Genomic DNA, 24,943 nt, shown 5'->3' with positions numbered 1-24,943 from the left:
CCCGCCTCCGGCGGCGTCACTCGATGCGGAAGAAGTCGCTGGCCGTGGCGCTCTCGCCGCTGGCGGTATCGACGACGCGGAAGACGATGTCGGAAGACTTCGTCAGGCCGCTGTCCGCCGGCACGGCGATCAGCACGCGGATCTCCTCCGTCGTGTCCGGGCCGACCGTGATCATCGGCTTGCCGGCGACCATGATCGGATGGCCGACCGCATCCACCGTGGCATCTTCCGGCAGGCCCTCGATCAGCAGCGAATAGTGCCGCTCGATCGGCCGCTTGTTGAGGATGCGGATGGTGTAGCCGTTGCGCACGCCGCCATCGGACAGGGTGACGAAGATCGGGTTGCGGTCGTGGAGGACGTTGACGCCGGTGAAGCCGCGGGTGGCAAGGGCGTAGACCATCACCGCGCCGACCACGACGATCAGTGCCGTGTAGAGCACCGTGCGCGGCCGCACCAGGCGATAGACCGGTGACAGGCCCTGCTCGCGGCGCTCGATGTTCATGTCGGTGTCATAGGCGATCAGCCCGTCCTCGCGGCCGAGCTTGGTCATCACCGTGTCGCAGGCGTCGATGCACAGGCCGCACTGGATGCAGCCGAGCTGCATGCCGTCGCGGATGTCGACCCCGGTCGGGCAGGCGGCGACGCACTGCAGGCAGTCCACGCAGTCGCCGGCCGGCAGACCGAGATCCTCCGCCTTCTTCGCCGCCTTGACCGACATGCGCGGCTCGCCGCGGTCGGCGCGATAGGTGACGTTGAGCGCCCATTCGTCGGTGAGGGCGGCCTGGATGCGCGGCCACGGACACATGTAGAGGCAGACCTGCTCGCGCATGTGGCCGGCGAGCACGTAGGTCGTGAAGGTGAGGATCCCGATCCACAGATAGGCCGAGAAGGGCGCTGCGCCGGTGGCCAGGTCCGCCACCAGCGTCGGCGCGTCGGCGAAGTAGAGCACCCAGCACCGCCGGTCCACCAGGCGATCATCAGCCAGAGGAAATGCTTGGTCACCCGCCGCGCCGCCTTGGCGAGGGTCCATGGCGCCTTGTCGAAGATCATCCGCTCGCGGCGATCGCCCTCCACGAAGCGTTCCACGGCGAGGAACAGGTCGGTCCAGACCGTCTGCGGACAGAGGTAGCCGCACCAGATGCGGCCGGCGAGCGCGTTCATCAGGAACAGCGCCAGCGAGGCGAGGATCAGCAGGCCGGTGAGATAGTAGACCTCCTGCGGCCAGATCTCGATGAAGAAGAAATAGGCGCGCCGCCCGGCCAGGTCGATCAGCACCGCCTGGTCGGGCGCGTGCGGCCCGCGATCCCAGCGGATGAAGGGCAGGAAGTAGTAGATGCCGAGCGTGATCGCGAGGACCGCCCACTTGATCTTCCGCAGCCGGCCGTGGACCGCCATCGGATAGATCTTCTTGGCACTGGCGTAGAGGACATCCTCCTCCGCCGGCGATGGATGCATGTTCATGGGTCGACCCTCCTCGGATCGCAGCACGTCTGTCGCGCCGGACAAGCCCGTCCCTTCCCCGGCAGGCTCGCACCCTGCCCGCAATTGCGCCGCTCCGCCTTGCGCCAGATCAAAGCCCGGACCGCAGGACCCTCACGACGACGTGAAAAGACGTGTCTGGCACGATGGCCCGGCCGGGCGCAGGCTGCGGCCACGAAACAAGGTGACGGGCGCAGCTGACGCACCCGCAGGGAACGAGGAGACGACGTCATGGACGACAGGGTTTCGCGGCGCGGGCTGTTCGCGCTGGCCGGCGGCACGGCACTCGCCTTCGGGCTGGCCGGCGCCGGATGGCGCCTTGCCGGCAGCACGCCGGCAGTGGCCGGCGGTTTCGAGGTGACGCGCAGCGAGGAGGAGTGGCGCCGCCTGCTGACGCCGGCGCAATACCGGGTCCTGCGCGGCCACGACACCGAGCGGCCCGGATCGAGCCCGCTGGACGACGAGAAGCGCGCCGGCACCTTCGTCTGCGCCGGCTGCGACCTGCCGCTGTTCGAATCCGCGACCAAATACGACAGCGGCACCGGCTGGCCGAGCTTCTACGCCCCGATCGCCGGCGCCGTCGGCACACGGGCCGACGACAGTCTGTTCATGCGCCGGACCGAGGTGCACTGCCGGCGCTGCGGCGGCCATCTCGGCCATGTCTTCGACGACGGGCCGCCGCCGACCGGCAAGCGCTACTGCATGAACGGCGTGGCGATGGCCTTCCTGCCGAAGGATGGCGGGGCGCCGGCGTCGGGCTGAGGAACCGGTTCCCGAGCCGCCGGCCCACGGCATGACCTGCGGGCCGCCCGGTCGGGAGAGAGGCTTTCCCCTTTCCCCGTGTGCGGCGCAACCGGGATGCTTGCACCGGGCGGATCGATCGGCGACAACGCGAAAGGCGTTTTCGTCCTTTCCGGCGCTGCGGCGCGTGCCGAGGTTGGTCCGCATGTTCGACGAGATCGGCACCCTCGGCGCGAGGGTGCTCACCTATCTGCGGCATCCGCACCGGATGCGGTCGGTGATCGTGCTGAAGCCGTGGCGGCTCGCCTATGTGCGGGTGCCGAAGGCCGCCAACTCGTCGATCAAGCAGGCGCTGCACCACCTGATGACCGCCGGCGAGGTGACGGACCCGGCCTTTGCCGCCTATCCGTCCGTTCCCAACATCAACCGCGACCGCTTCTGGCGCCGGGAATTCGGCGCCAGGGCCGAGATGACCACCTGCGGGCGGTTCCTCAGGGTCTACCCCGGCTTCACGTCCTTCACCGTGGTGCGCAATCCCTTCGCCCGGGTGGTCTCGGCCTATTACGACAAGATCATCGCCCGCGACGAGCTTCCCGGCGCCATGCGGCGGACGGGCTATTCCAAGACCATGAGCTTTCGCGCTTTCGTGGAGCGCACGGCCGTGGTCGGCGACGACCTGATCGACATCCACCTCTGCAGCCAGAGCCGCATCCTCTCCGAGAAGGGCCGGCTGGTGCCCGATCTCGTCGGCCGGGTCGAGACGCTGGACGCCGACTGGACCGCGATCCGCACCGCGATTGCCGCAAGAGGCGGGCCGCGCCTCGGCGCGCTCGCCAACACGCTGGTCAAGACCTCCGGTCTGCGCCCCCCGGTCGCCGCCCTCTACGCCGCCGACCCCGGCCTCGCCGACCTGGTGCTCGCCCGCTACCGCGCGGATTTCGAGCTGTTTTATCCCGACCGCGCCATGCCGGCGGATTGAGGAGGCGCGGAAAAGGAAACGCCGGCGCGGGGCGCCGGCGTCGAGTTGCCTTTCGGGGCTGAGTGCCTCCGGAAGGAGCCGCCCGATCAGACGGCCGGGCGAATCAAGCGCTGTGGCGCCGTCACTGACCACCACCAAGATTGTGGACGTAGACCGCCAGCGACTTGATGGTGATCGGGTCCAGCTTGCCGGTCCAGGTGGGCATCACGCCCATCCGGGAGTTGGTGACGGTCTCGACGATCGTCGCCTGGTCGGAGCCGTAGAGCCAGATCGCGTCGGAGAGGCGCGGCGCGCCGAGCTCCGGGTTGCCCTCGCCGGTCTCGCCGTGGCAGGCGGCGCAGTTTTCCGCATAGACCTGGCCGCCGGCGGCGAGATCGAGGTCGGCCGCGGTCTCGAGGCCCGACAGCGAGCGCACGTAGTTGGCCACCAGCCGGATCTGGTCCTTGTCCAGCAGCTCGTCGCGCCCGAAGGCCGGCATGTCGCTGAGGCGGGTGTCGTCGCTGGTGGAACGGATGCCGACGGCGATCGTCTGTTCGATCGCCTCCAGCGAGCCACCCCAGAGCCAGTCGTCGTCCTGCAGGTTGGGATAGCCCTTCGAGCCGGTGGCGCCCGAGCCGTGGCAGGGCGCGCAGTTGTCGCCGAAGGCCGCCTTGCCGTTGGCCATGGCGAAGGTCAGCAGCTCCGGTGTCGCCTGGATCTCGGCGATGCTGGCGTCCGACAGGCCGGCACCGGCCGCCATTCGCGTCTCGATCCCGGCGGCGTGGTCGGCCAGCGCCGCCTCGCGCTGGGAATAGCCGAGGAAGCCGCGGGTGTAGTCCGTGACCATCGGCCAGGACGGGTAGACGAAGTAGTAGCCGACCGACCACACAATCGAGGCGTAGAAGACGTAGAGCCACCACTTCGGCAGCGGGTTGTTGAGCTCCCGGATCCCGTCCCACTCGTGTCCGGTGGTGGAGACGCCGGAGACCTCGTCGATATCGTCATGATGAGCCATGGCTCAATCCTCACTGAGCGGAATGCGGGCGGCGGCCTCGAAGGTCTTCCGGTTTCTCGGCCAGAGCGCGTAGATCACGACGCCCGTGAAGATCAGGAAGAAGTAGAGGAGGCCCCAGGTCTGGGCGAAGCCGGCGAATTGATCGTAGGTGGACATGGTTCCTCTCCCTCAGCGCAGGTTGGCCTTGTCGTCGTAGACCGAGAAGTCCACGAGCGTGCCGAGGATCTGCAGGTAGGCGATCAGCGCGTCGAGCTCGGTGACCTTGGCCGCGTTGCCGTCGAAGTTGCGGACCACCGCCTTCGGATAGCGGGCGAGGAAGTCGTCGAGCCGGTCGCCGTCGGGGTTGACCTGGGCGTAGACGTCCAGCCGCGCGTTCTCGATCATCTCGGGGCTGTAGGGCACGCCGACGGCCGCGTTGGCGACGAGGTCGTCGGCGATGCTCTCGTCCTTCAGCGGCGTGGTCGCGAGGAAGGGATAGCCCGGCATGATCGAGGCCGGCACCACCTGGCGCGGGTTGATCAGGTGATCGCGGTGCCATTCGTCGGAATACTTGCCGCCGACGCGGGCGAGGTCCGGACCGGTGCGCTTGGAGCCCCACTGGAAGGGGTGGTCGTAGACGGATTCCGCGGCGAGCGAGAAATGCCCGTAACGCTCGATCTCGTCGCGCATGGGCCGGATCATCTGGCTGTGACAGAGATAGCAGCCCTCGCGGATGTAGATGTTGCGGCCGGCGAGCTCGAGCGGGGTGTAGGGCCTGACGCCCTCCACCTTCTCGATCGTCGACTTCAGGTAGAACAGCGGCACGATCTCCACGAGGCCGCCGATGGCCACCGCGATGAGGATGCCGACGAGGAGCAGGATCGAGTTCTTCTCGAGGACCTGGTGCTTGGCAAAAAGGGACATGGCAGGTGCCTCACTCGGCGGGAATGGCCGCAAGGCCGGTGGTGGAGGTCTGGGCCTCCTCGCCACGGGCGACGGTCATCCAGAGGTTGAAGACCATGATCAGCGAGCCGGCGAGGAACAGGACGCCGCCGAGAGCACGGATGATGTAGTAGGGGTGCATCGCCTCGACGGTCTCGATGAACGAGTATTCGAGGAAGCCGAGTTCGGTGTAGGCGCGCCACATCAGGCCCTGCATGATGCCCGACACCCACATGGAGGTGATGTAGAGCACGATGCCGAGGGTCGAGATCCAGAAGTGCCAGTCCACGAGCTTCAGCGAGTAGAGCTTCTTCTTCCACAGCCAGGGGAACAGGCAGTAGAGCGCGCCGAAGGAGATGTAGGCGACCCAGCCGAGCGCGCCGGAATGCACGTGGCCGATGGTCCAGTCGGTGTAGTGGCTGAGGCTGTTGACCGCCTTCACCGACATCAGCGGACCTTCGAAGGTCGACATGCCGTAGAAGGCGACCGACACCACCATCATCCGCAGCACCGGATCGGTCCGCAGCTTGTCCCAGGCCCCCGACAGGGTCATCAGGCCGTTGATCATGCCGCCCCAGGAGGGCATCCACAGGATGATCGAGAAGGTCATGCCGAGGGTGGAGGCCCATTCCGGCAGGGCCGTGTAGTGGAGGTGGTGGGGACCGGCCCAGATGTAGATGAAGATCAGCGCCCAGAAGTGCACGATCGACAGGCGGTAGGAATAGACCGGCCGGTTCGCCCGCTTCGGAATGAAGTAGTACATGATGGCGAGGAAGCCGGCGGTGAGGAAGAAGCCCACCGCATTGTGGCCGTACCACCACTGCACCAGCGCGTCCTGCACGCCCGAGAAGATCGGATAGGACTTGATGCCGAAGGGGGTGACCGGCATCGCCAGGTTGTTGACGATGTGCAGCATCGCGATCGTGACGATGAAGGCGAGGTAGAACCAGTTGGCCACGTAGAGATGGGGTTCCTTGCGCCGCCAGACGGTGGCGAGGAAGACCAGCAGGTAGGCGACCCAGACCACGGTCAGCCACAGGTCGGCGTACCATTCCGGCTCGGCATATTCCTTGGACTGGGTGGCGCCCAGCAGGTAGCCGGTGCCGGCGATCAGGATGAAGACGTTGTAGCCGATCATCACGAACCACGCGTCACCGTGCCGGGCATGCGCACCTGGCAGGTGCGCTGCACCACGTAGAGCGAGGTGGCCAGCAGCACGTTGCCGCCGAAGGCGAAGATCACCGCCGAGGTGTGGAGCGGGCGCAGGCGGCCGAAGCTTGTCCACGGCAGGTCGAGGTTCAGCGCCGGGAAGGCAAGCTGGCTGGCGATGATCACGCCGACGAGAAAGCCGGCGACGCCCCAGAACATCGCCATGATCGACCCGAACTTGACCGGACCGAAGTTGTAGTTGGGCTTGCCGCCGATCTCGGCCGGCGCCGGCACGGCGCCGTTCATCGCCCGGTGGACGAGGAAGGTGGCGCCGGCGCCGGTGGAGATCGCACCGATCATGGCGTGGAAGGCCATCACCGGATCGACCGCCTTGCCGGCGATGAACAGGCAGGCGAGTGCGACCAGGCCGAGAAACAGGGTGAAGCCCGTCTCCTCGAGGGACATCGACCGTCCCGATCCTGAAGCTGTCATGGTAGGCCCCGAAGTCGTGTGAAACCGAAAGGGTCGCGCCGGGCGAGTGCCCGCGCATCCGGTTCATGACTAGGGGGGAACGGCGAGAGCCGCCTTGACGTGGATCAATCGGGCGACGGGAGGCCTGACTAAGCGCGGGGGCGCTGGTTCCAGTCGCGCCCGAGGACGAGGCGGGCGACCGCCGGCAACACCAGCATCATCACGAGGAAGCGGATGAGTTGATGGGTCGCGACATAGGCGGGGTGAAGCCGAGGGTGAAGGCGAGGATCATCATCGCCTCGAGGCCGCCCGGCGCAAAGGCGACCAGCGACTGGCCGAAGGGCAGGCCGAGCAGCAGCGAGACAAGACCGGCGCCCGCGACCGACACCGCGGCGCCGACGGCAAAGGCGCCGAGGGCCGGGGCAAGCCCGGCGAAGAGATCGCGCCAGCGCGTGCCGGAAAAGCGCAGGCCCATGAAGGTGCCGAGGAAGACGAAGCCGGCAATGAGAACACCCGGCGGCAGCACGCCGTGGACGATGTCGAAGCCGTGCAAGGCCGCGCTGGCGGCAAAGGCGCCGACCAGCGCGCCGGCCGGCAGCCGCGCCTTCAGGCCCGCAAGACCGGCCACAAGCCCCGCCGCCGCCATCAGCGCCAGATCGAGGCCCCCGGCCGCCGCGCGGACCGGAACGACGCGCGCCCCTCCGACCACGCCTTCGAGCGCCGTGACGAGGCCCGGCAGCACGGCCACCAGCAGGAAGACCCGGATCGTCTGCGACAGGGCGACCCGGGCGACATCGGCCCGGCTCTCCTCGGCCAGCACCAGCACATAGGACAGCGCGCCGGGGACGGCGGCAAAGAAGGCGGAGGGCGCGTCCCAGCCGCTCGCCCGGCGCAGCCAGAGATAGGTGGCGGTGCCGATGGCCGCGACGGTGACCGTGAGAATGACCAGGCTGAACGGCCAGAGCGCGACATCGCCGACGAGGTCCGGCGTGACGCCACTGCCCATCGAGGTGCCGAGCAGGATGAACACGGCATTGCGCGCCGGGGTCGGCATCCTCGCCCGGAAGCCGGACAGGGCGAGCGCGCCGACGGCGAGCATCGATCCCGACAGCCACGGCGCCGGCAGGCCGATCAGGGCGAACAGGGTGCCGCCGAGAGCCCCGGCGCACAGGGCAAGGGCAAGCCGCCAGAGGGCGCCGGACGGCGATGGCATGTTGTTCTTCTCCTCGCCTCCGCCCCGGCGCGACCGGCTCGATGACCCGACCGCGAATCCGCAACCGTCGTTGTCTCGCCCCGATGCGCCGGTTAGCGCGAAGGCGAGCCGATTGCAATTGCTCGCAGATCTGCCCTGCGCGTCACGCAGACCGGGCGCCGGACCCTGGTTCGACGCTTTTCTTGCCGGCTTGAGGAAGATCAAGGTGGCCTTCGCCGGGTGGTGACAGGATCGCCCCATGCTCGACCATCGCCTCACCCCCTTCCTCGACCGCAACCTGCCGCGCTACACGTCCTATCCGACGGCGCCGCATTTTTCGGCCGCCGTCGGCCCGGACGACTATCTCGCCTGGCTCGATGCCGCAGCGACGACCGGTCCGGTCTCGCTCTATCTCCACGTCCCCTTCTGCCGCAGCATCTGCCACTATTGCGGCTGCACCACGAAGGCGAGTCGGCGCGACGCGCCGATGGCCCGCTACGCGGCGCTGCTGCGGCAGGAGATCGCGCTCGTCGCCGATCATCTCGCAGCGTCGAGGTCAGCCACATCCACTGGGGCGGCGGCACGCCCAACCTGCTGCCGCCGGCGGAGTTTTCCATGATCGTCGGCGATCTCCACCGGCTGTTCCGGATCCTGCCGGACGCCGAACACGCGATCGAGCTCGATCCGCGCCATGTGACCCGCGAGGGCGCGCGGCATCTTGCCGGCCTCGGCGTCAACCGCGCCAGCCTCGGCGTGCAGGATCTCGATCCGGCGGTGCAGGCGCAGATCGGCCGCATCCAGCCGCTCGAGGTGGTCGAGGCCGCCGTCTCGGCGCTGCGCAGCGCCCGGATCGACGGGATCAATCTCGACCTGATGTACGGCCTGCCGGGCCAGACCGAGACCTCGATCCGGCGCACGGCGATGATGGCTTCGGGCCTTGCCCCGGCGCGGATGTCGCTGTTCGGCTACGCCCATGTGCCGTGGTTCAAGGCCAATCAGCGGTTGATCGACGAGAGCGCCCTGCCGGGGGCGACCCAGAGGCGCCAGCTGGCGGCGATCGCGCGGACCACGATCGATGCCTTCGGCTATGACGCGATCGGCATCGACCATTTCGCGCGGCCCGACGACAGCCTGGCGCTGGCCGCCCGGGATGGCCGCCTGCGCCGCAATTTCCAGGGCTACACCACCGACCGGGCGATGACGCTGATCGGCCTCGGCCTGTCGTCGATCGGCCGCACGCCCGCCGGCTACGTGCAGAACGCCACCGACATGAGCGCGTGGGAGAGCGCGATCACGGCCGGACGGCCGGCGATCGTCAAGGGCCTCCGGCTGACGGCCGACGATCGGCTGCGCGCCGCCGTGATCGAGCAGATCCTCTGCAGCTTCAAGGCGGATCTGGCCGGGCTGCGCGCCGCCCATGGCGTCGATGTCGATTACTTCGACCAGAGCCTCGCCCGGCTGGCGCCGCTGGCCGACTTCGGCAGTGTCGAGGTGTCGCGCGACCGGGTCGCGATCACCCACTCGCCCCATGAACTCGCGCGCGTCGTCGCCAGCGCCTTCGATGCCTATCTCGGCACAGGTGCCGGCGGCGGTTCCGGCAGGGCTCCGGGGATCGCCCGGCATTCGGTGGCGACCTGAGCCGCCGTGAACATTCCCCTCTCGATCGTCATCCCCGCGTCAAGCGGGGATCCAGCCCTCCCCGGGCGAGGGATCGGATGGGGTCAAGGCATCTCAAAGTGCGTCCCTGGCTCTCACCGCAACGTTTTCCCCTGCCGCTCGCCGGGTCCGCGCTTGACGCGGGGATGACGGAAACGACGCGAACATGACACCGCGCCGGCGCCCGCCTTGCGCAGAGAATGGGCAGACTTCGGCGCGTTAACCTTTTGTTTACCGTGTTTGCTCAGTTTGCCTGACGACACAGCCGCCCGCGCGGCCCGGCCCCGGCCGGCGTGACCGTGCGAAAGCGTGAAACCTTCAGGAGACCGGCAGGATGAGCGACGCGACGCAGCAGGACGCAGCCCGCACCAAGCAACTTCGCCGGATCCGCGAACTGGCCTCGGCGATCGCCATTGCGGCGGCCGCGGCGCTGGCGATGAGCTGGATGGGAACGGCGGCCCGGGCGGTCGAGGCCGCTCCGGCGGCGACCGCGTCCGGCGTTCACGGCGCGCAGAGCACCGGCATGGCCGTGACCGGAACGGTCACGCGGGGCTTCTGAGCCGGCGTCAGTGGATGCCGGTCAGCTTGCAGACGCGGCAGATGCTGGCAAGGCGGATGTGGTCGTTCTTCTCGATCGAGATCACGCCGCGCCGCTTCATGTCCGACAGGACGCGGCTGACGGTCTCGATGGTGAGCCCGAGATAGTCGGCGATTTCCTGGCGCGTCATGCGCAGCACGACGACGCGCGAGTCATCTCCCTCCGCGGGGCCGGCGCAGCCGACGACGCCGCGACCCGGCACGAAGCGCATCAGGAAGCTTGCGACCCGCTCGGCGGCCGACTTGCGGCCGAGCAGCACCGCATGGGAATGCAGCGTCTCGATGCGCGACATCAGGCAGCGGTTGACGTGGAGCTGCAGTTCGGCGTCGCCGTCGATCTGGCGGCGGTCGAGGATGCGCAGACGGGTCTCGCCGATCGCCTCGGCGGAGCAGTCGTAGAGCCCGGTCAGCGAGATGCCGACGAGGTCGCCGGCCGACAGGATGTCGACCACCTGACGCCGTCCGTCGGCGAGCAGCCGGAAGAGCATCACGCTGCCCTCCACGACCTCGAACATGCGATCGGCCGCGTCGTCCTCGTGGAAGACGGTCTCGTGGTTGGCAAAGCTCTGGACCCGGGTGGTGGCCGCGCTGCGCATGCGGTTCCAGGCCTCGTCGGGCGGCACCGGCCGGCGGTGCGTGCCGGCATAGCGGCCGGTCCCGTCGGCAAGGCGCGGGCGTCCTGGGAAGACGAATTCGTGTGGTCATCGGCGAAGCGCTGAAGCATCTGTCCCTCCTCGAGATCGACGCTTGCCGACATGTGGGCCGTCCGCCCGCCGGTAACCGTCGTGGAGGGCGTGAGGCGGGGTCCCGTCCGTCCCGGTGCCCGCTCCCTCCGCCCGTCACCCTAGACAACTGCGTCCGTCGCGAAAGCCGGGCCCATTACGTAAGGGGGAATACGGAGGCTAACCCACGGATATGTAAATCGTTTTATCAGCAGACTCGCCGGCGGACGCCCCGGGCTCCGGCCTGTGTCATGGCGTCGCGGTGCGGTCCGGAACGATCTCGGGCAGCCAGTTGACCGAGGGTGGCTTGCGCAGCACGCCGTCGAAGGCGAGGCCCTGCAGTTCGCGGGTGAGGTCGCGTTCGGCCTTGCCGGAAATCACCACCACCCGCGGCCGGGCGGCAAGTCCGCCGAGCCAGCGGATGACGTCGCGGCCGGAGATGCCGGGCAGGCCGAGGTCGACCACCACCACGTCGCCGTCCACCGGCGGCCCGCTGGCCATGAAGGTCTCCGCCGACCCGTAGACGCGGATGTCGCATCCGGCCTCGGCCAGAAGGGCTGCGAGGGCGTCTGCCACGGCCGCATCATCCTCGATGACGATGATCCTCACAGGACGTACCCTTCGACCCGGCCGCCCGTTCGGCGAACCTGGCACGAATGTGCATCGTCCGCCGGGCCGGCGTTATCCGTGAGACCGCGTATCGAGGCGTGATGTCACGGCCAGGGCATCAGGCGCCGGAGGTCAGGACGATCCGCACCAGATCGGCGGCGTTGCGCGCGCCGAGCTTTTCCATGATCCGGGCACGGTGCACCTCGATGGTGCGCGGCGAGATGCCGAGCCGGCGGCCGGCCTCCTTGTTGGAGGCGCCCGCGGTGATCTCGGCCAGCACGTCGCGCTCGCGCGGGGTCAGGGTCTCGCTGCCGGGAAACACGGCCGCCGGCACCCCCGAAGGCTCCTGGCGGAAGGCGGCCAGCGCCTCGCGGATCCGGCCGACGACGAAGTCAGCGTCGAAGGGCTTCTCGATGAAGTCGAAGGCCCCGAGCTTGATGGCGTTGACCGCCATCGGAATGTCGCCCTGGCCGGAGATGATGAACACGGGCGCCGGAAAATGCGCCACGTCGATCGCCTTCAGCACGTCGAGGCCGGAGCGGCCGGGCATGTGCACGTCGAGCAGCACGCAGGATGGCTGCTGGATCTTGAGGGCCTCGATGAAGGGTTCCGCGCCGTCGAATCCGCGCGTGTCGAACCCCTCCAGCTCGAGCACCACCGACAGCGCATCGCGTACCGCCGGGTCATCATCGACGATGAAGACGCTGTCCCTTGCCTCTGCGGTCATCTCCCAGTCCTCTCTGTCAGTCTCGCCGGCCGCTCACGCGGCACCCGGCGGCTTGTCGTCCCTGCCGTCCGCCTTCTTGTCCGGGCGCGGCAGATGCAGCACGAAGCGCGCACCCGTGCCGTTGCCGCCCGGGACGACGGTGAGATCACCACCGTGATTCTGCGCGATCGAGCGCGAGATGGCGAGGCCCAGCCCCATGCCGGTCTTCTTGGTCGTGGCGAAGGTGCGGAACATGGTCCGCGCCACGTCCTTCGGGATGCCCGGCCCGGAATCGGTGACGATCACCCGCGCCTGCTCCTCGTCCGCCTCCAGCTCGACCCGAACCCACTTGTCGGCCATGTTGCGCGCGACCTCGACGGCGTTGCGCACCAGATTGACCACGATCTGCTGGATCTGGATCGGATCGACATCCACCATCACCGGCGCGTCCGGCGGCACGAAATGCACCGGCACCGTCGACCCCTGGGCGACCACCATGATCAGGTCCAGCGCCTCGGCGACGGCCGCGACCAGATCCACCGGCTGGCGCTCCGGCTCGCGCCGCTCCACGAAGTTGCGCATCCGCTCGATGATGCCGGCCGCGCGCTCGGCCTCGCGCAGCGCCTTCTCGAGGATCTGCACCAGCGTCGGCGACATGGCCGTGCCGGCCTGGCGCGCCTGCCGGGTGACCGCCTGCAGATAGAGCATGAGCGCGGTCAGTGGCTGGTTGAGTTCGTGGGCCATCGCCGCGCCCATCTCGTCCATGGCCGACAGCCGGGCCATGTGGACCACCTGCGCCTGCAGCTCGATCAGCCGCTGCTCCACCGCCTTGCGGCTGCGCAGGTCGCGCAGGATGCCGATGAACTGGCGGCCCTCCGGCGTCTCGGCCTCGCCGACGGAGAGCTCCACCGGAAATTCCGTGCCGTCGCGGTGCTGGCCGGTCACCTCGCGGCCGATGCCGATGATCCGCCGCTCGCCGGTGGCGAGATAATGGTTGAGATAGCCGTCGTGATGGACGGAGAAGGACGGCGGCATGATGATCTTGACGTTCTCGCCGATCACGTCCGCCGCGGCATAGCCGAACATCTTCTCGCAGGACTTGTTGAAGGCGAGGATCCGCGCCCGGTCGTCGATCACGACGATGCCGTCGACCGCGGTGTCGAGCACGCTGGCAAAGCGGGCGCCGGACACGGTGGACCCGGGGCCGGGCTCGCCCGCTCCGCTGTCGTCTCCCTCGACCGCCCTGTCCCGCATCGTCTCGCCACTCCTGCCGGCATTCCGGCTCGTCCGGCGGCGGTTCTGCCGCCGTCCGCGATCCTATGTCGACGTCCGCCCGCCCGCATCCAGCCAGGTGCGCAGACGGCCGGCCGCCAGCGTCAGGCTCTCCTCGCCGCGCGCAAAGCAGAGCCGCATGTAGCCGGCGCCGGCCGCGCCGAAGGCCGTGCCGGGCGCGAGGCCGACGTTGGCCTCGTCGACGAGGCGCAGACCGAGCCGGCGGGTGTCCGGCTCGCCATCGATCGCGAAGAAGTAGTAGAAGGCGCCGGGCGGCGGCGCATCATGCACCCGGCCGCTGCCCGTCAGCGCCGCATGGATGATGTCGCGGCCGCGGCGGGCCCGGGCGACCTGATGGTCGATGAAGGCATCCCCCCGGTCGAGCGCGGCCGCCGCCGCCCGCTGCAGGAACACCGCAACGCCCGAGGTCGAATACTGCACGAGATTGGCCAGCAGCCCCGCCAGCTGCGGTGGCGCGGAGATCCACCCCACCCGCCAGCCGGTCATCGCCCAGTTCTTCGACAGGGTGTTGACGAAGATCACCCGGTCGTCGGCCTCGATCAGGTCGTAGAAGGACGGCGCCCGGCGACTGCCGTCGTAGACGAAGCGGGCATAGACCTCGTCGGCGAGGATCCACAGGCCGCGCGCGCGCGCCAGATCGAGGAGGGCCTGCAGCGTGGCGAGATCCGCGGTCCAGCCGGTCGGATTGGACGGGGAATTGACGAAGATCGCCCGGGTTGCCGGGGTGATCGCCGCGGCAAGAAGGTCAAGATCGAGATGCCACCCGCCAGGACCGCAGGTCATCGGCACCTCGACCGGCCGCCCGCCGGCCACCGCCAGCGCCCCCGCCACGTTGGGCCAGGCCGGCGTCGGCACGAGGATCTCGTCGCCGGCGCCGGCGATCGCGGCAATGGCGATCTGGATCGCCTGCATGCCCGACGCAGTGACGATGAACCGCTCCGGATCGAACGGCCTGCCGGCAAGCGCGCCCCAGTTGCGGTCGTGATAGCGGGCGAGCGCCTCGCGCAATTCGGGAATGCCCGTCTGGCGGGTGTAGAAGGTCTCGCCGGCGACGAGCGACCGGGTCGCCGCCTCGCAGATGAAGGCCGGGGTCGGCAGGTCGCCCTCGCCGGCCCAGAGCGCGACGAGGCCGGGCCGGCCGAAGCCGTGGTTCATCACCTCGACGATGCCGCTCGGCGGCGCATCCACCGCGGCCTGACGCAGATTGCTCGCGAAGTCCTGACTCATGACGTCCTCGACGGCAACATGCCTTGCCGTTCATGGCTGCGCTGGAGGGGGAGGCCGGCCGGCCCAACCGGCGAGGCCGGCCACCGACCCTCTGCAATCCTGACTAGCAGAAGCGGGCGGATACAGGAAGGAGCGCCGTGCAGGAACTTCCGGCGCGCGCGCCCCCCGGCCGACCTGCACAGGTCACCGCCGCGCGAGGATGTCCCGGATCTCCGTGAGCAGCACTTCCTCCTTGGTGGGCGGCGGCGGAGCCGACGGTGCCTGCTCTTCCTTGCGCTGCAGCTTGTTCATGCCGCGCACCACGAGGAACAGGGCGAAGGCGACGATCATGAACTTGACGATCGCATTGATGAACAGGCCGAGGTTCCAGGTGGCCGCGCCCGCGCCTTGGCCGCGACAAGGGTGAGATAGGGGCCGGGGGTCGTGCCCTCGCGCAGGACGACGAACAGGTCCGAGAAGTCGACGTTGCCGAGGATCACGCCGACCGGCGGCATGATCACGTCGTCGACCAGCGACGAGACGATGGCGCTGAAGGCCGCGCCGATGATGATGCCGACCGCAAGGTCGATCACGTTGCCCCGGAGGGCGAATTTCTTGAATTCCTGGAACATGGAACGCCTTCCTGACTTGACCGGACCGTGACGGCGGCCGGCGCCCGGCCGGCAACGCTGCGGCACAGGTGATTTTCCCGCGCCTTCCGGAATTGACAGGGCCACGCGGGGAAGTGCAACGCCCACCCTGCGGTTTGCACATGTTTTGACGGCGGAATCTGCCGATCCTGGCCCGATGCGGCCGCGACCCGCGGCCAGTCGGCGATGCAACGGACCTTCGGCGCGCCGCGCGTGTTATCCTGCACACTCAATCTGTCGGAGGATGTCCATGCTTGCCGGGCTGCCGAGAATCCTTGCCGGCGTCTTCGTCGCCGTCGGCTTCGCCCAGTCGCCGGAATTCTCGCAACAGTATTTCCAGCGGATCGGCGGCGCGATCGACGCGCTGCGGCCCATCGCCCAGAACTTCTACGACGCGGTCGAGGCCGAGGGCGCCGACCGCGCCGCCGCTCTGGCCCGGCTGCAGCGCGACGGCGCGAGCGTCGAGGATGCGGCCGGGCGCTCGACGGTCTATGCGGTGGATCGCTACGAGGATCTTCAGCGCCAGCGCGCGGCGATGCAGGATGCCGGGCCGATCGGCCGGGTTGCCGCACTCGTCGCCTATCCCGATCCCGAACTCCTTTCGAAGACCTGGGATGATTTCGCCCCGGCCGTGCCGACCACGCCGGCCGGGCTCGCGATCGCGGCGGCCGGCTTTGCCGCCGGCTGGACCGGCGCCTTCGCCATCGGCCGCTCGTTCCGCCGCCCGCGGCGGCCGGAGGCGGACGGCGTTCGCCGGGGGACCTGAGGCAACGGGCGCCCGAGACAAAGAGGGCAAGAGGCGGATCGGCCCGTGGCCCTGCGCACCCCGGATCGGCTATAGCAGAAGCATGCCTTCCAGCGGAGATCCGACCGTGTTCACCATCGATCCGGCCCTGTTCCGGCCAGAGGCCATCGCGCCCGAGACCCAGGCTCTCAATCACCGGATCATCGCGGCGCTCGGCGCCCTGCCCGACAAGTGGGCGTTCCCGCCCGCCGACCTGCGGGCGGCCCGGGCCGCCGGCAAGGGTCCGTTTCCGCTCGCGCCGCGCGACCCGCGCGCCGTCGACATCCAGATCCCCGGCCGGGACGGCCTGGTTCCGGCCAGGGTGATCGCGCCGACGGACGCGGCGCCCGCCGGCGTCTACCTGCATTTCCACGGCGGCGGCTGGACGCTCGGCGCCCACGACCAGCAGGACCAGATCCTCACGCCACTGGTGGACCTGTCCGGCTACGCCGTCGTCTCGGTCGACTACCGGCTCGCGCCCGAGCATCCCTATCCGGCCGGCCCCGACGACTGCGAGGCCGCGGCGCTGTGGCTGCTGGCCGAATGCACCGCCCGCTTCGGCACGCGGCGGCTGGCGATCGGCGGCGAGAGCGCCGGCGCCCATCTTGCCGTCGTCACCCTGCTCAGGCTGCGCGACCGCCACGGCATCCAGCCGTTCCACGGCGCCAACCTCGTCGCCGGCTGCTATGACCTTGCTCTCACGCCCAGCGCCCGCCGCTACGGGCCGACGCCGCTGATCCTGACGACGCGGGATGTGGAGCTGTTCGCCCGCAGCTTCCTCGGCGACGGCGCCGACCGGGCCGATCCGGACATCTCGCCGATCCACGCCGACCTTGGCGGCCTGCCGCCGGCGCTGTTCTCGGTCGGCACCGCCGACGCGCTGCTCGACGACAGCCTGTTCATGGCCGGGCGCTGGCTGGCCGCCGGCAATGCGGCGGACCTCGACGTCACCCCCGGCGGCGCGCATGTGTTCCAGTATTTCGACAGCCCGGCGACCACCGCCAGCCTTGGGCGGATGGCCGCCTTCCTGAAGGGGCTGGGCGCCGAGGGATGAGGCCGTTGCTCCGCAGAGCCCGCGACTGGGCGCGACGCATCAAGCGCGATGTCGTTGCGCTGTGGCTGGCGGCGCGTGACCCGCATGTGCCGCTGGTTGCCAAGCTGCTCGCGGCCATCGTCGCCGCCTATGCCCTCTCGCCCCTCGACCTCGTGCCCGACTTCATCCCGATCCTCGGCTATCTCGACGACGTGATCCTCGTCCCCCTCGGCATCCTCGCCGTGGTCCGGCTGGTCCCACCGCCGACGATGGCGCGTCTGCGCGGCGAAGCCGACGCGATCACCACGCGGCCCGGAAGCCGGGCGGGGGCGGTCGCGGTGGTGCTGATCTGGATTGCCGCGGCGGGCCTTTGCGCCTGGTGGCTGCTGGGGCCCGACCACGGGTAAGGCCGCGCCGTCAGATCCGCTGCTCGTCGTAATCGCGCTTCAGGTCCTCGACCATGCCGAAGAAGCGGCGGAAGGCCTGGTCGGCCAAATCGAGGGCGCGGTCCAGCTCCTCCGCGCCCGGCAGGCGCGGGGCCTCTTCCGGCGGGGCTTCGGCGAGCGGGGGCGTCGGTTCCGGGGCGGGTTCGGGTGGCCGCTCGACCTCGGCAAGGCGCGCCTCCAGCGCCGCGATCCGGCCTTCCAACTCGTCGATCCGCGCCTCCGCGGCCGCGTCGCGCGTGGTGCGATCGGCGTCCATCGCCGCCCGTGCCCGCTCCAGCTCGCCGGTGAGGATGGCGACTGACGCCCGCGCGGTCCTGGCCTCCGTCTCGGCGGCTTCGACCTGGCTCCGGAGTTCGGCCATCGCCGTGTCGCGCCCGGCCATGCCGGCCTCGATCGCGCGAAGCCGTTCGGTCACCGCGGCGAGATCCCTGGCAAGGACGGCGCTGCGGCGCCGGGCGCGTCGAGATCGGCGGCCAGCGCCCGGGTCCGCCGCTCGGCCTGCTCGGCGAGGGTGGGAACGGGCGCGGCCGGGGCGACAGGCTTCTGGGCTTCGGGCGGCCTGGCAAAGCGATAGCCCGGAGCCTCCTGCGCCTGCGCGGCGCTCACGCCGGCGACGAATGTCATCGCGACGACAAGCGTCTGCGCGGCGATCGTCGGCGTCTTCATCGATCTGCTCCTCCCGAAGCGGCCCCCGTCTGCGCGGTCAGGCGGGCGGCAAGTCTAGCGCGAACGCCCTTCGGCCGCCATGCACCGCTCACGCCGCCGCCCGGACCGACGGGGGAAAGCGACCGTAAAAGCTCTCGCCGCGCGCCGCCATCTCGCGCAGGAGGGCGGGCGGGGCAAAGCGCGCGCCATGGGCCTCGGCGAGCCGGTCGCAGAGCGCGACGAAGGCCGGCGTGCCCATGCCGTCGATGTAGGACAGCGTACCGCCGGTGAAAGGGGCAAAGCCGAAGCCGAGGATCGCGCCGACGTCGGCCTCGCGCATGTCGGTCACGACGCCCTCCTCCACGCAGCGCGCCGCCTCCAGCGCCTGGGTCACGAGAAGCCGCCGTTTCAGCTCGGCCACGTCGAATTCATCCGCCGGGCGGGACGGGCCGACCACCTCGGCAAGGCCCGGCCAGAGCCGCTTCTGGCCCTTGTCCGGATAGTCGTAGAAGCCGGCGCCGCTCTTGCGGCCGAGCCGGCCGCGCGCCACCACCATCTCGCGCAGCAGGGCCTCCTGCCGCGGATCGACGGCGTCGTCGCCGAGATCGGCTTTCGCCGCCTGCAGGATCTTCCAGGCAAGATCGAGGGCGATCTCGTCGTTGAGGGCGAGCGGGCCGACCGGCATGCCGGCCATCCGCGCGACATTCTCGATCATCGCCGGCGGCACGCCCTCGGCCAGCATCAGATGCGCCTCCAGCAGATAGCGCGTCACGCAGCGGTTGGCGTAGAAGCCGCGGCTGTCGTTGACGACGATCGGCGTCCTGCGCAGCGCCCGCACATAGTCGAGCGCCACGGCGAGCGCCCGGTCGCCGGTCTTCGCCCCGAGGATCACCTCGACCAGCATCATCTTCTCGACCGGCGAGAAGAAGTGGATGCCGATGAAGTCCTCCGGCGCGCGCCAGCCCTCCGCCAGCGAGGTGATCGGCAAGGTGGAGGTGTTGGAGGCAAACACCGTGTCCGGCCCGAGCACGGCAGCGGCCTTGTCCATGGCCGCGCGCTTCACGCCCCGGTCCTCGAAGACCGCCTCGATCACGAGATCGCAGCCGGTGAGCGCGGCGTAGTCGTCGCCGGCGGTGATCCGACCCAGCAGCGCGTCGCGGTCGGCCGGGCTCGCGCGGCCCTTGCGCACCCGGTCGGCCACGAGCTTCTCGCAGAGCGCGTGGCCCTTCCGCGCGCTGTCGGCGTCCCGGTCGATCATCGCGACCTCGATCCCGGCCGCCGCCGTCACATAGGCGATGCCGGCGCCCATGAAGCCGGCGCCGAGAATGCGACCTTGCGCGGCGTGGCGGGCGGCTCGGCGACGGGGCGGCGGGCGCCCTTGCCGAGATCCTGCATCGAGACGAACAGCGAACGGATCATCGCCTGTGCCTCGGGGGAGGCCAGAACCCCGGCGAAATGCCGCGCCTCGACCTTCAGGGCGAGATCCATCGGCAGCTGCAGGCCCTCGAAGGCGGCGGCCAGCGCGCCGCGGGCGCCCGGATAATTGTCGTGGGTCTCGCGGCGATAGAGCGCATTGGCGGCCGGCCAGACCTGGAAGCCGGCCGGGGAGTAGACCGCGCCGCCGGGCGCGCGAAAGCCGTCACTGTCCCAGGGCTTCTTCGCCGAAAGGCCGGCGGCGATCATCGCCCGGGCCTCGGCGACGAGGCTGGCCGCGGGCACCACCTTGTCGAGCAGCCTCAGCGCGAGTGCCTTCTTCGGCGCCACGGTCTGGCCCTGCAGCAGGAAGGTGAGACCCGCCTGCGGCTCGGCCATGCGCATCACCCGCTGGGTGCCGCCGGCACCGGGGAAGAGGCCGATCTTCACCTCGGGCAGGCCGACCCGGAAGTCGCCCTCGGCGGCGATCCGGCCATGGCAGGCGAGCGCCAGTTCGAAGGCGCCGCCAAGGCAGGTGCCGTTGATGGCCGCCACCCACGGCTTGCCGCAGGTCTCGATGCTGCGCCACAGGCGCGACATGCGCGCGCCTTCCACGAACAACCGCTGCATCGCGGCCTCAGGGTCGGCGTCCTTGAGGTGGGCATAGTCGGCGAGCAGCGCCTCGACCATCTTGAGATCGGCGCCGCCGGAAAAATCCCTCTTGGCTGAAGTGACGACGACGCCCGTCACCGCGTCGTCCGCCGAGATCGCGGCGAGCACGGCCTCGATCTCGTCCATCACCTCGGCGGTGAAGACATTCATCGACCGGCCGGGCGAGTCCCAGACGAGGAGGGCAATGCCGTCGGCGCCGGCCTCGAAGGTGAAGTGGGTGTACGTCATCGCCATCTCCTTCAGACCCGCTCGATCAGCGTCGCCGTGCCCATGCCCGCGCCGATGCAGAGCGTGACGAGGGCCACGCCGAGATCGCGCGCCTCCAGTTCGTCGAGCACCGTGCCGAGGATCATCGCCCCGGTCGCGCCGAGCGGATGGCCGAGGGCGATGGCGCCGCCGGCGACGTTGACCCGGCCCGGATCGACCTCGAAATGCTGCATGAAGCGCAGGACGACGGCGGCAAAGGCCTCGTTGACCTCGAAGAGATCGATGTCGCCGATGGTCAACCCGGCGCGGCGCAGCAGCTTCTCGGTGACGTCGACCGGGCCGGTCAGCATCAAGGCCGGATCGGAGCCGATGCTGGCAAAGGCGCGGATGCGCGCGCGCGGCCGGAGCCCGGCTGCGGCACCCGCCTCCTTCGAACCGACGAGGACGGCGGCGGCGCCGTCGACGATGCCCGACGAATTGCCGGCGTGGTGGACATGCTCGACCCGCTCGACCTCCGGATGGGCGGCGATCGCCACCGCGTCGAAGCCGCCCATTTCGCCGAAGATGGCAAAGGCGGGCTTCAGCGCGGCAAGGCTCTGCATGTCGGTGCCGGGGCGCATGTGCTCGTCGCGGTCGAGGATCATGAGACCGTTGCCGTCGCGCACCGGCTCCACGGCGCGGGCAAAGCGGCCCTCCGCCCAGCTGGCCGCGGCCCGCCGCTGGCTCTCCACGGCGTAGGCGTCGACGTCGTCGCGCGAGAATCCGTATTTGGTGGCGATGAGGTCGGCCGAGACGCCCTGCGGCATGAAATAGGACGGGAGAGCCACGGCCGGGTCCATCGGCCACGCCCCGCCCGAGGCTCCAAGGCCGACGCGGCTCATCGATTCCACCCCGCCGGCCACCACGAGATCGCTCTGGCCGGACATGATGCCGGCAGCCGCAAGGTTCACCGCGTCGAGGCCGGAGGCGCAGAAGCGGTTGATCTGCATGCCGGGCACCTCGATCGCCCAGCCGGCGGCAAACACCGCCGCGCGGCCGATGTCGCCCCCGGCCTCGCCGACCGGATCGACGCAGCCGAGGATCACGTCGTCGATGAGCCGGGTGTCGAGGCCGCTGCGCCGTTCCAGCGCTGCCAGCGGCGCGGCGGCCAGCTTCACGGACGAGACCTCGTGGAGCGCGCCGTCCTTGCGGCCGCGGCCGCGCGGGGTGCGCACGTGATCGTAGATGAAGGCCTCGGCCATGCTTTCCTCCGCGGCGCGCCTCAAGACGCGTTCAGAACAGGTCGGCGGGCAGCGCCATCGTCGCCGCCGCGCCGCTTTCGATCCGGGTCCGGCGCAGGGCCGTCTCCGGCAGAAGCCGCTCCATGAAGAAGCGGGCGGTGAGGATCTTCGCCTCGTAGAAGGCCCGGTCGCCCTCGCCGGCCGCAAGATGCTCCGTTGCCGCCCGCGCCATCTTCAGCCACATCCAGCCGAAGGCGACGAGGCCGAAGAGATGCATGTAGTCGGTGGCGCCCGCCGCCGCATTGTCGGGCTTCTTCATGGCGTTGGCCATGAACCACATGGTGGCCGCCTGAAGATCCTGCACGCCGCGCGCAAGCGCCGCGGCAAGGGGGGCGAGGGTTTCGTCGTCCCTGGCCGCCGCGATGGCGAGCCCGAGTTCGGCGAGGACGGCCATGATCGCCCGGCCGCCGTCCTTCGGCAGCTTGCGGCCGACGAGGTCGAGCGCCTGGATGCCGTTGGCGCCCTCGTAGATCATGGCGACCCGGGCATCGCGCACGAACTGCTCCATGCCCGAGGCGGTGATGTAGCCATGGCCGCCGAACACCTGCTGGGCGGTCACGGCATTCTCGAAGCCGCGGTCGGTGAGGACGCCCTTCACCACCGGCGTCAGCAGGCCGAGCATGTCGCCGGCGCGAGCGGCGGTCTTCGGGTCCGGCGACCGCGCGGCGATGTCCGACTGCAGCGCGGTCCACAGCAGGAGGGCGCGGCCGGCCTCGGTGGTGGCGCGGATCGTCATCAGCATCCGGCGCACGTCGGCGTGGACGATGATCGGATCGGCGGGCCGCTCGGGCGCGGCAGCACCCGTGATCGCCCGGCCCTGCAGCCGCTCGCGGGCCCAGAGGGCGGCGTTCTGGCCGGCGATCTCCGAGATCGCCAGCCCCTGCACCGCCACCCCGAGCCGGGCCTCGTTCATCATCGTGAACATGGTCCGAAGGCCCGCGCCGGGCTCACCGACCAGGGAGCCGATGGCGCCGTCATAGTTCATCACGCAGGTGGCGCTGGCGTGGAGGCCCATCTTGTCCTCCAGCGATCCGCAGGAGACGGCGTTGCGGGCGCCCGGCTCCCCGTCCGGCCCCGGCAGGTGTTTCGGGACGACGAACATGGAGATGCCGCGGGTGCCCTCCGGCGCGCCCTCGATGCGGGCCAGCACCAGATGGACGATGTTCTCGGCAAGGTCGTGCTCGCCGCCGGAAATGAAGATCTTGGTGCCGGTCAGCGCGAACGTCCCGTCGTCGCGCGGCACCGCCTTCATGCGGATCAGGCCGAGATCGGTGCCGCAATGGGGCTCGGTGAGGTTCATCGTGCCGGTCCAGGCACCGTCGACCATCTTCGGCAGATAGGCGGCCTTCTGCGCGTCCGACCCGTGGCGCGCCAGCGTGGCGATGGCGCCCTGGGTCAGGCCGGTATAGGTGGCAAACGCCATGTTGGCCGAACTGGCGAACTCGTTGAGGACGACGGTCATCAGATAGGGCAGGCCGCTGCCACCATGGTCCGGGTCGGTCGACAGGCCCATCCATCCCTGTGCGCGGTACTCCGCAAAGGCCTTGCGAAAGCCGGTGGGCGTGGTCACCGATCCGTCGGCCTGGCGCAGGCAGCCCTCGGCGTCGCCGGAGAGATTCAGCGGCAGCAGCACCTCCTCGCAGAAGCGCCCGCTGGCCGACAGGATCGCGTCGACGGTGTCGGGCGCGAGATCCGCAAAACCCGGCAGGTCCGCATGGTCCGGGAGGCGCAGGACATCGGCGAGCAGGAACCGGACGTCGGCGGCGGGAATACGATAGGAGGGCATGGGACGCTCCGGACCTTTCGTTTCGACGCCGGGGGCGGCGGATCTGCATTCTGGCGGCGGCGATCGTTGCATTCTGCAACGAAAGCCTTTCACGCAGATGATGACGCTTGCGTAAACGTCAAGACGGCAGATCCGGTCCGGCAGCGTCACGCGGCCGGTGCCACCGTCGTCAGGTGGCGCCGGCCTGTTCCTTTTCCTTCAGGAGACCGGAGACCACCGCCACGGTGCGCCGCAGTTCGGTCAGCGCCTGCTCGATGTCCTTCTTCTGGCGCTCGAGGATCGAGATCTGCTCGTTGAACTTGCCGAGCGCGACCTTGAGCTGGGTGACCTGACCGTCACGCAAGTCGTAGAGGTCGAGCATGTCCTTGATCTCACTCAAGGAAAACCCCACGCGCTTGCCCATCAGCACCAGTTTGAGGCGCGCGCGGTCGCGGCGGGTGTAGAGCCGGTTCAGGCCGTCGCGATGCGGCGTGATCAGGTTCTTGTCCTCGTAGAAGCGCAGCGTGCGCAGCGTCACGCCGAACTCGCGGGCCAGATCACCGATGGTGAACATGTTGGACTTCGAGGTGTCGTCCCCCTCGCCCGCGAAGTCCTCCGCGGCGATCGCCGATGCCTGGGCGATCGAAAGCTTTTCCGTCATCGTCGCAACACATCCCTTGCGGCCGACCGGCCGTGCGGCCGGCGGCATTGGCGTGAAGCGACTGGCATAGCTTACGTTTGCGTCAACGTCCAGTCCATCAGCCCGGGTTGTTCGGCTGGGCGGCGGCCGGGATGAGGCAGAAAAGGAAGGAAATCTTCATGGTTCTTACCGGAATGCGACAATGGCCCGGAAATGTTTACCACTCGTTTACCCTGTTTGGCGAAAGTCGAGGGTGAAGCATCGGCCCGGTCGGTCTGTCGTCCGGCAGCATCCGCTCGGCGGCCGGTGCGCCGGCGGGCCGTCAGGGGACGGTCCCGGCGGGATTGGTCCGGCGCGTGCCGGACAGGCCTTGCGCCATGGGGAGAGACGGGATGAACTCGCGATCCGCGCCGTATCAGGGCAGCTACACGGATGGTGGCAGCGGCATGATGCGTGCGGCGACCTCGCAGGAGGGCGCCAGCGCCGCCTTCGGCCAGGCCGCCGCACCGCGACCCGCCGAGCCGGCCGTGGGGCGGATCATCGATTCCCTCGACAGGCTGGGCGAACGCATCCGCGCCCTTTCCGCCGACCAGAACGGCGCCTCCCGGGAAACACCGGCCCGCGACGCCGCGCCCGCCAGCAGCGCCCGCCGTCCGATCGACGACATCGAGGCCCGCCGCGCCGCGCTGGATC

24 protein-coding genes and 4 pseudogenes are annotated in these 24,943 nt (G+C 69.7%); 10 read left to right on the top strand and 18 right to left on the bottom strand.

Going from position 1 to position 24,943, the window contains the following annotated elements:
* Positions 1-16: 16 nt before the first annotated feature.
* Positions 17-1,461 (bottom strand): annotated as a pseudogene (gene ccoG, locus A6302_RS01265) (cytochrome c oxidase accessory protein CcoG).
* 249 nt (positions 1,462-1,710) lie between these two features.
* Between ccoG and msrB the strand changes: the two are divergent.
* The gene (gene msrB, locus A6302_RS01260; protein WP_069305520.1) at positions 1,711-2,241 is read left to right on the top strand and encodes a peptide-methionine (R)-S-oxide reductase MsrB; all 531 of its coding nucleotides are present in this window, start codon (positions 1,711-1,713) and stop codon (positions 2,239-2,241) included.
* A gap of 184 nt (positions 2,242-2,425) precedes the next feature.
* A complete protein-coding gene (locus tag A6302_RS01255) occupies positions 2,426-3,199 on the top strand; it encodes a sulfotransferase family protein (RefSeq protein ID WP_169833465.1) in 774 nt (257 codons plus the stop codon).
* A gap of 121 nt (positions 3,200-3,320) precedes the next feature.
* On the opposite strand, the gene ccoP is transcribed toward A6302_RS01255, so the two are convergent.
* From ccoP to A6302_RS01230, 5 genes and pseudogenes are all read right to left on the bottom strand, one after another.
* Positions 3,321-4,193 (bottom strand): cytochrome-c oxidase, cbb3-type subunit III, encoded by an 873-nt coding sequence (gene ccoP / locus A6302_RS01250; RefSeq protein WP_069305519.1) that lies wholly within the window; start codon positions 4,191-4,193, stop codon positions 3,321-3,323.
* A gap of 3 nt (positions 4,194-4,196) precedes the next feature.
* Positions 4,197-4,349, bottom strand: coding sequence for a cbb3-type cytochrome c oxidase subunit 3 (locus tag A6302_RS01245; protein ID WP_069305518.1), 153 nt, complete (start codon positions 4,347-4,349; stop codon positions 4,197-4,199).
* Positions 4,350-4,361: 12 nt separating this feature from the next.
* Complete coding sequence (gene ccoO, locus A6302_RS01240) at positions 4,362-5,096, bottom strand: cytochrome-c oxidase, cbb3-type subunit II (protein WP_069305517.1); 735 nt, start codon at positions 5,094-5,096, stop codon at positions 4,362-4,364.
* Positions 5,097-5,106: 10 nt separating this feature from the next.
* Positions 5,107-6,728, bottom strand: a pseudogene (gene ccoN / locus A6302_RS01235) (cytochrome-c oxidase, cbb3-type subunit I).
* A 226-nt stretch (positions 6,729-6,954) separates the two neighbouring features.
* The gene (locus tag A6302_RS01230) at positions 6,955-7,947 is read right to left on the bottom strand and encodes an AbrB family transcriptional regulator (protein WP_169833464.1); all 993 of its coding nucleotides are present in this window, start codon (positions 7,945-7,947) and stop codon (positions 6,955-6,957) included.
* Between A6302_RS01230 and A6302_RS22575 the strand changes: the two genes are divergently transcribed.
* From A6302_RS22575 to A6302_RS01220, 4 genes are all read left to right on the top strand, one after another.
* Positions 7,946-8,173: a hypothetical protein gene (locus A6302_RS22575; RefSeq protein ID WP_169833463.1), complete on the top strand. Its 228-nt coding sequence runs from the start codon at positions 7,946-7,948 to the stop codon at positions 8,171-8,173. The two genes, A6302_RS01230 and A6302_RS22575, sit on opposite strands and share 2 nt — an antisense overlap.
* 12 nt (positions 8,174-8,185) lie before the next feature.
* Positions 8,186-8,545: an oxygen-independent coproporphyrinogen III oxidase gene (locus A6302_RS25505; protein WP_342586183.1), complete on the top strand. Its 360-nt coding sequence runs from the start codon at positions 8,186-8,188 to the stop codon at positions 8,543-8,545.
* Positions 8,491-9,564 carry an oxygen-independent coproporphyrinogen III oxidase gene (hemN, locus tag A6302_RS01225; RefSeq protein ID WP_342586184.1) on the top strand — a complete coding sequence of 358 codons (1,074 nt, stop codon included), beginning with the start codon at positions 8,491-8,493 and terminating at the stop codon, positions 9,562-9,564. The genes A6302_RS25505 and hemN overlap by 55 nt, the downstream gene beginning before the upstream one ends.
* Positions 9,565-9,916: 352 nt before the next feature.
* Positions 9,917-10,141, top strand: a complete 225-nt coding sequence (locus A6302_RS01220; RefSeq protein ID WP_069305516.1) for a hypothetical protein — start codon at positions 9,917-9,919, stop codon at positions 10,139-10,141.
* A 7-nt stretch (positions 10,142-10,148) separates the two neighbouring features.
* On the opposite strand, the gene A6302_RS01215 is transcribed toward A6302_RS01220, so the two are convergent.
* The 6 genes and pseudogenes from A6302_RS01215 to mscL all read right to left on the bottom strand — a co-directional run bounded on the left by A6302_RS01215 (position 10,149) and on the right by mscL (position 15,347).
* Positions 10,149-10,775: a helix-turn-helix domain-containing protein gene (locus A6302_RS01215; protein WP_069305550.1), complete on the bottom strand. Its 627-nt coding sequence runs from the start codon at positions 10,773-10,775 to the stop codon at positions 10,149-10,151.
* Between the two features lie 375 nt (positions 10,776-11,150).
* Entirely contained in the window at positions 11,151-11,510 is a 360-nt protein-coding gene (locus A6302_RS01210) for a response regulator (RefSeq protein WP_069305515.1), read from the bottom strand.
* A gap of 118 nt (positions 11,511-11,628) precedes the next feature.
* Complete coding sequence (locus A6302_RS01205) at positions 11,629-12,237, bottom strand: response regulator transcription factor (protein WP_069305514.1); 609 nt, start codon at positions 12,235-12,237, stop codon at positions 11,629-11,631.
* Positions 12,238-12,270: 33 nt separating this feature from the next.
* Positions 12,271-13,470 (bottom strand): PAS domain-containing sensor histidine kinase, encoded by a 1,200-nt coding sequence (locus A6302_RS01200; RefSeq protein ID WP_069305513.1) that lies wholly within the window; start codon positions 13,468-13,470, stop codon positions 12,271-12,273.
* 63 nt (positions 13,471-13,533) lie between these two features.
* Complete coding sequence (locus A6302_RS01195; protein WP_069305512.1) at positions 13,534-14,736, bottom strand: pyridoxal phosphate-dependent aminotransferase; 1,203 nt, start codon at positions 14,734-14,736, stop codon at positions 13,534-13,536.
* 183 nt (positions 14,737-14,919) lie between these two features.
* Positions 14,920-15,347 (bottom strand): annotated as a pseudogene (gene mscL / locus A6302_RS01190) (large-conductance mechanosensitive channel protein MscL).
* Positions 15,348-15,615: 268 nt separating this feature from the next.
* On the opposite strand from mscL, the gene A6302_RS01185 reads away from it, so the two are divergent.
* From A6302_RS01185 to A6302_RS01175, 3 genes are all read left to right on the top strand, one after another.
* Complete coding sequence (locus A6302_RS01185) at positions 15,616-16,131, top strand: DUF2937 family protein (protein WP_069305511.1); 516 nt, start codon at positions 15,616-15,618, stop codon at positions 16,129-16,131.
* Between the two features lie 82 nt (positions 16,132-16,213).
* On the top strand, positions 16,214-17,203 hold the full coding sequence (locus A6302_RS01180; RefSeq protein WP_069305510.1) for an alpha/beta hydrolase: 990 nt from the start codon (positions 16,214-16,216) through the stop codon (positions 17,201-17,203).
* Between the two features lie 5 nt (positions 17,204-17,208).
* A complete protein-coding gene (locus A6302_RS01175) occupies positions 17,209-17,589 on the top strand; it encodes a YkvA family protein (RefSeq protein ID WP_245293848.1) in 381 nt (126 codons plus the stop codon).
* Positions 17,590-17,599: 10 nt separating this feature from the next.
* Here the strand turns inward: A6302_RS01175 and A6302_RS21855 are convergent, their stop codons facing one another.
* From A6302_RS21855 to A6302_RS01145, 6 genes and pseudogenes are all read right to left on the bottom strand, one after another.
* Positions 17,600-18,043, bottom strand: a complete 444-nt coding sequence (locus tag A6302_RS21855; RefSeq protein ID WP_069305508.1) for a hypothetical protein — start codon at positions 18,041-18,043, stop codon at positions 17,600-17,602.
* Complete coding sequence (locus tag A6302_RS01165) at positions 18,040-18,294, bottom strand: hypothetical protein (protein WP_069305507.1); 255 nt, start codon at positions 18,292-18,294, stop codon at positions 18,040-18,042. The genes A6302_RS21855 and A6302_RS01165 overlap by 4 nt, the downstream gene beginning before the upstream one ends.
* Before the next feature lie 88 nt (positions 18,295-18,382).
* Positions 18,383-20,586: pseudogene (locus tag A6302_RS01160) on the bottom strand (3-hydroxyacyl-CoA dehydrogenase NAD-binding domain-containing protein).
* 11 nt (positions 20,587-20,597) lie between these two features.
* Positions 20,598-21,806, bottom strand: a complete 1,209-nt coding sequence (locus A6302_RS01155) for an acetyl-CoA C-acetyltransferase (RefSeq protein WP_069305506.1) — start codon at positions 21,804-21,806, stop codon at positions 20,598-20,600.
* A gap of 31 nt (positions 21,807-21,837) precedes the next feature.
* Positions 21,838-23,631: an acyl-CoA dehydrogenase C-terminal domain-containing protein gene (locus A6302_RS01150; RefSeq protein WP_069305505.1), complete on the bottom strand. Its 1,794-nt coding sequence runs from the start codon at positions 23,629-23,631 to the stop codon at positions 21,838-21,840.
* A gap of 169 nt (positions 23,632-23,800) precedes the next feature.
* Positions 23,801-24,271, bottom strand: coding sequence for a MerR family transcriptional regulator (locus tag A6302_RS01145; RefSeq protein WP_069305549.1), 471 nt, complete (start codon positions 24,269-24,271; stop codon positions 23,801-23,803).
* Between the two features lie 371 nt (positions 24,272-24,642).
* Between A6302_RS01145 and A6302_RS01140 the strand changes: the two genes are divergently transcribed.
* Positions 24,643-24,943, top strand: a 301-nt coding sequence (locus tag A6302_RS01140) for a hypothetical protein (protein ID WP_141703354.1), incomplete at its 3' end; no start/stop codon positions are given.

It is taken from the genome of Methylobrevis pamukkalensis, assembly GCF_001720135.1.
Taxonomy (GTDB): Bacteria; Pseudomonadota; Alphaproteobacteria; order Rhizobiales; family Pleomorphomonadaceae; genus Methylobrevis; species Methylobrevis pamukkalensis.
Note: the sequence above shows the minus strand (reverse complement) of the source record. Positions and strands in the feature narration are given on the sequence as shown.

Bases quoted from the DNA above. Each gene is read 5' to 3' on its own strand.
- msrB (WP_069305520.1), top strand. From the start codon at position 1,711: ATGGACGACAGGGTTTCGCGGCGCGGGCTGTTCGCGCTGGCCGGCGGC.
- A6302_RS01255 (WP_169833465.1), top strand. From the start codon at position 2,426: ATGTTCGACGAGATCGGCACCCTCGGCGCGAGGGTGCTCACCTATCTG.
- ccoP (WP_069305519.1), bottom strand. From the start codon at position 4,193: ATGGCTCATCATGACGATATCGACGAGGTCTCCGGCGTCTCCACCACC.
- A6302_RS01245 (WP_069305518.1), bottom strand. From the start codon at position 4,349: ATGTCCACCTACGATCAATTCGCCGGCTTCGCCCAGACCTGGGGCCTC.
- ccoO (WP_069305517.1), bottom strand. From the start codon at position 5,096: ATGTCCCTTTTTGCCAAGCACCAGGTCCTCGAGAAGAACTCGATCCTG.
- A6302_RS22575 (WP_169833463.1), top strand. From the start codon at position 7,946: ATGTTGTTCTTCTCCTCGCCTCCGCCCCGGCGCGACCGGCTCGATGAC.
- A6302_RS01230 (WP_169833464.1), bottom strand. From the start codon at position 7,947: ATGCCATCGCCGTCCGGCGCCCTCTGGCGGCTTGCCCTTGCCCTGTGC.
- A6302_RS25505 (WP_342586183.1), top strand. From the start codon at position 8,186: ATGCTCGACCATCGCCTCACCCCCTTCCTCGACCGCAACCTGCCGCGC.
- A6302_RS01220 (WP_069305516.1), top strand. From the start codon at position 9,917: ATGAGCGACGCGACGCAGCAGGACGCAGCCCGCACCAAGCAACTTCGC.
- A6302_RS01215 (WP_069305550.1), bottom strand. From the start codon at position 10,775: ATGCGCAGCGCGGCCACCACCCGGGTCCAGAGCTTTGCCAACCACGAG.
- A6302_RS01205 (WP_069305514.1), bottom strand. From the start codon at position 12,237: ATGACCGCAGAGGCAAGGGACAGCGTCTTCATCGTCGATGATGACCCG.
- A6302_RS01200 (WP_069305513.1), bottom strand. From the start codon at position 13,470: ATGCGGGACAGGGCGGTCGAGGGAGACGACAGCGGAGCGGGCGAGCCC.
- A6302_RS01195 (WP_069305512.1), bottom strand. From the start codon at position 14,736: ATGAGTCAGGACTTCGCGAGCAATCTGCGTCAGGCCGCGGTGGATGCG.
- A6302_RS01185 (WP_069305511.1), top strand. From the start codon at position 15,616: ATGCTTGCCGGGCTGCCGAGAATCCTTGCCGGCGTCTTCGTCGCCGTC.
- A6302_RS01180 (WP_069305510.1), top strand. From the start codon at position 16,214: ATGCCTTCCAGCGGAGATCCGACCGTGTTCACCATCGATCCGGCCCTG.
- A6302_RS01165 (WP_069305507.1), bottom strand. From the start codon at position 18,294: ATGAAGACGCCGACGATCGCCGCGCAGACGCTTGTCGTCGCGATGACA.
- A6302_RS01155 (WP_069305506.1), bottom strand. From the start codon at position 21,806: ATGGCCGAGGCCTTCATCTACGATCACGTGCGCACCCCGCGCGGCCGC.
- A6302_RS01150 (WP_069305505.1), bottom strand. From the start codon at position 23,631: ATGCCCTCCTATCGTATTCCCGCCGCCGACGTCCGGTTCCTGCTCGCC.
- A6302_RS01145 (WP_069305549.1), bottom strand. From the start codon at position 24,271: ATGACGGAAAAGCTTTCGATCGCCCAGGCATCGGCGATCGCCGCGGAG.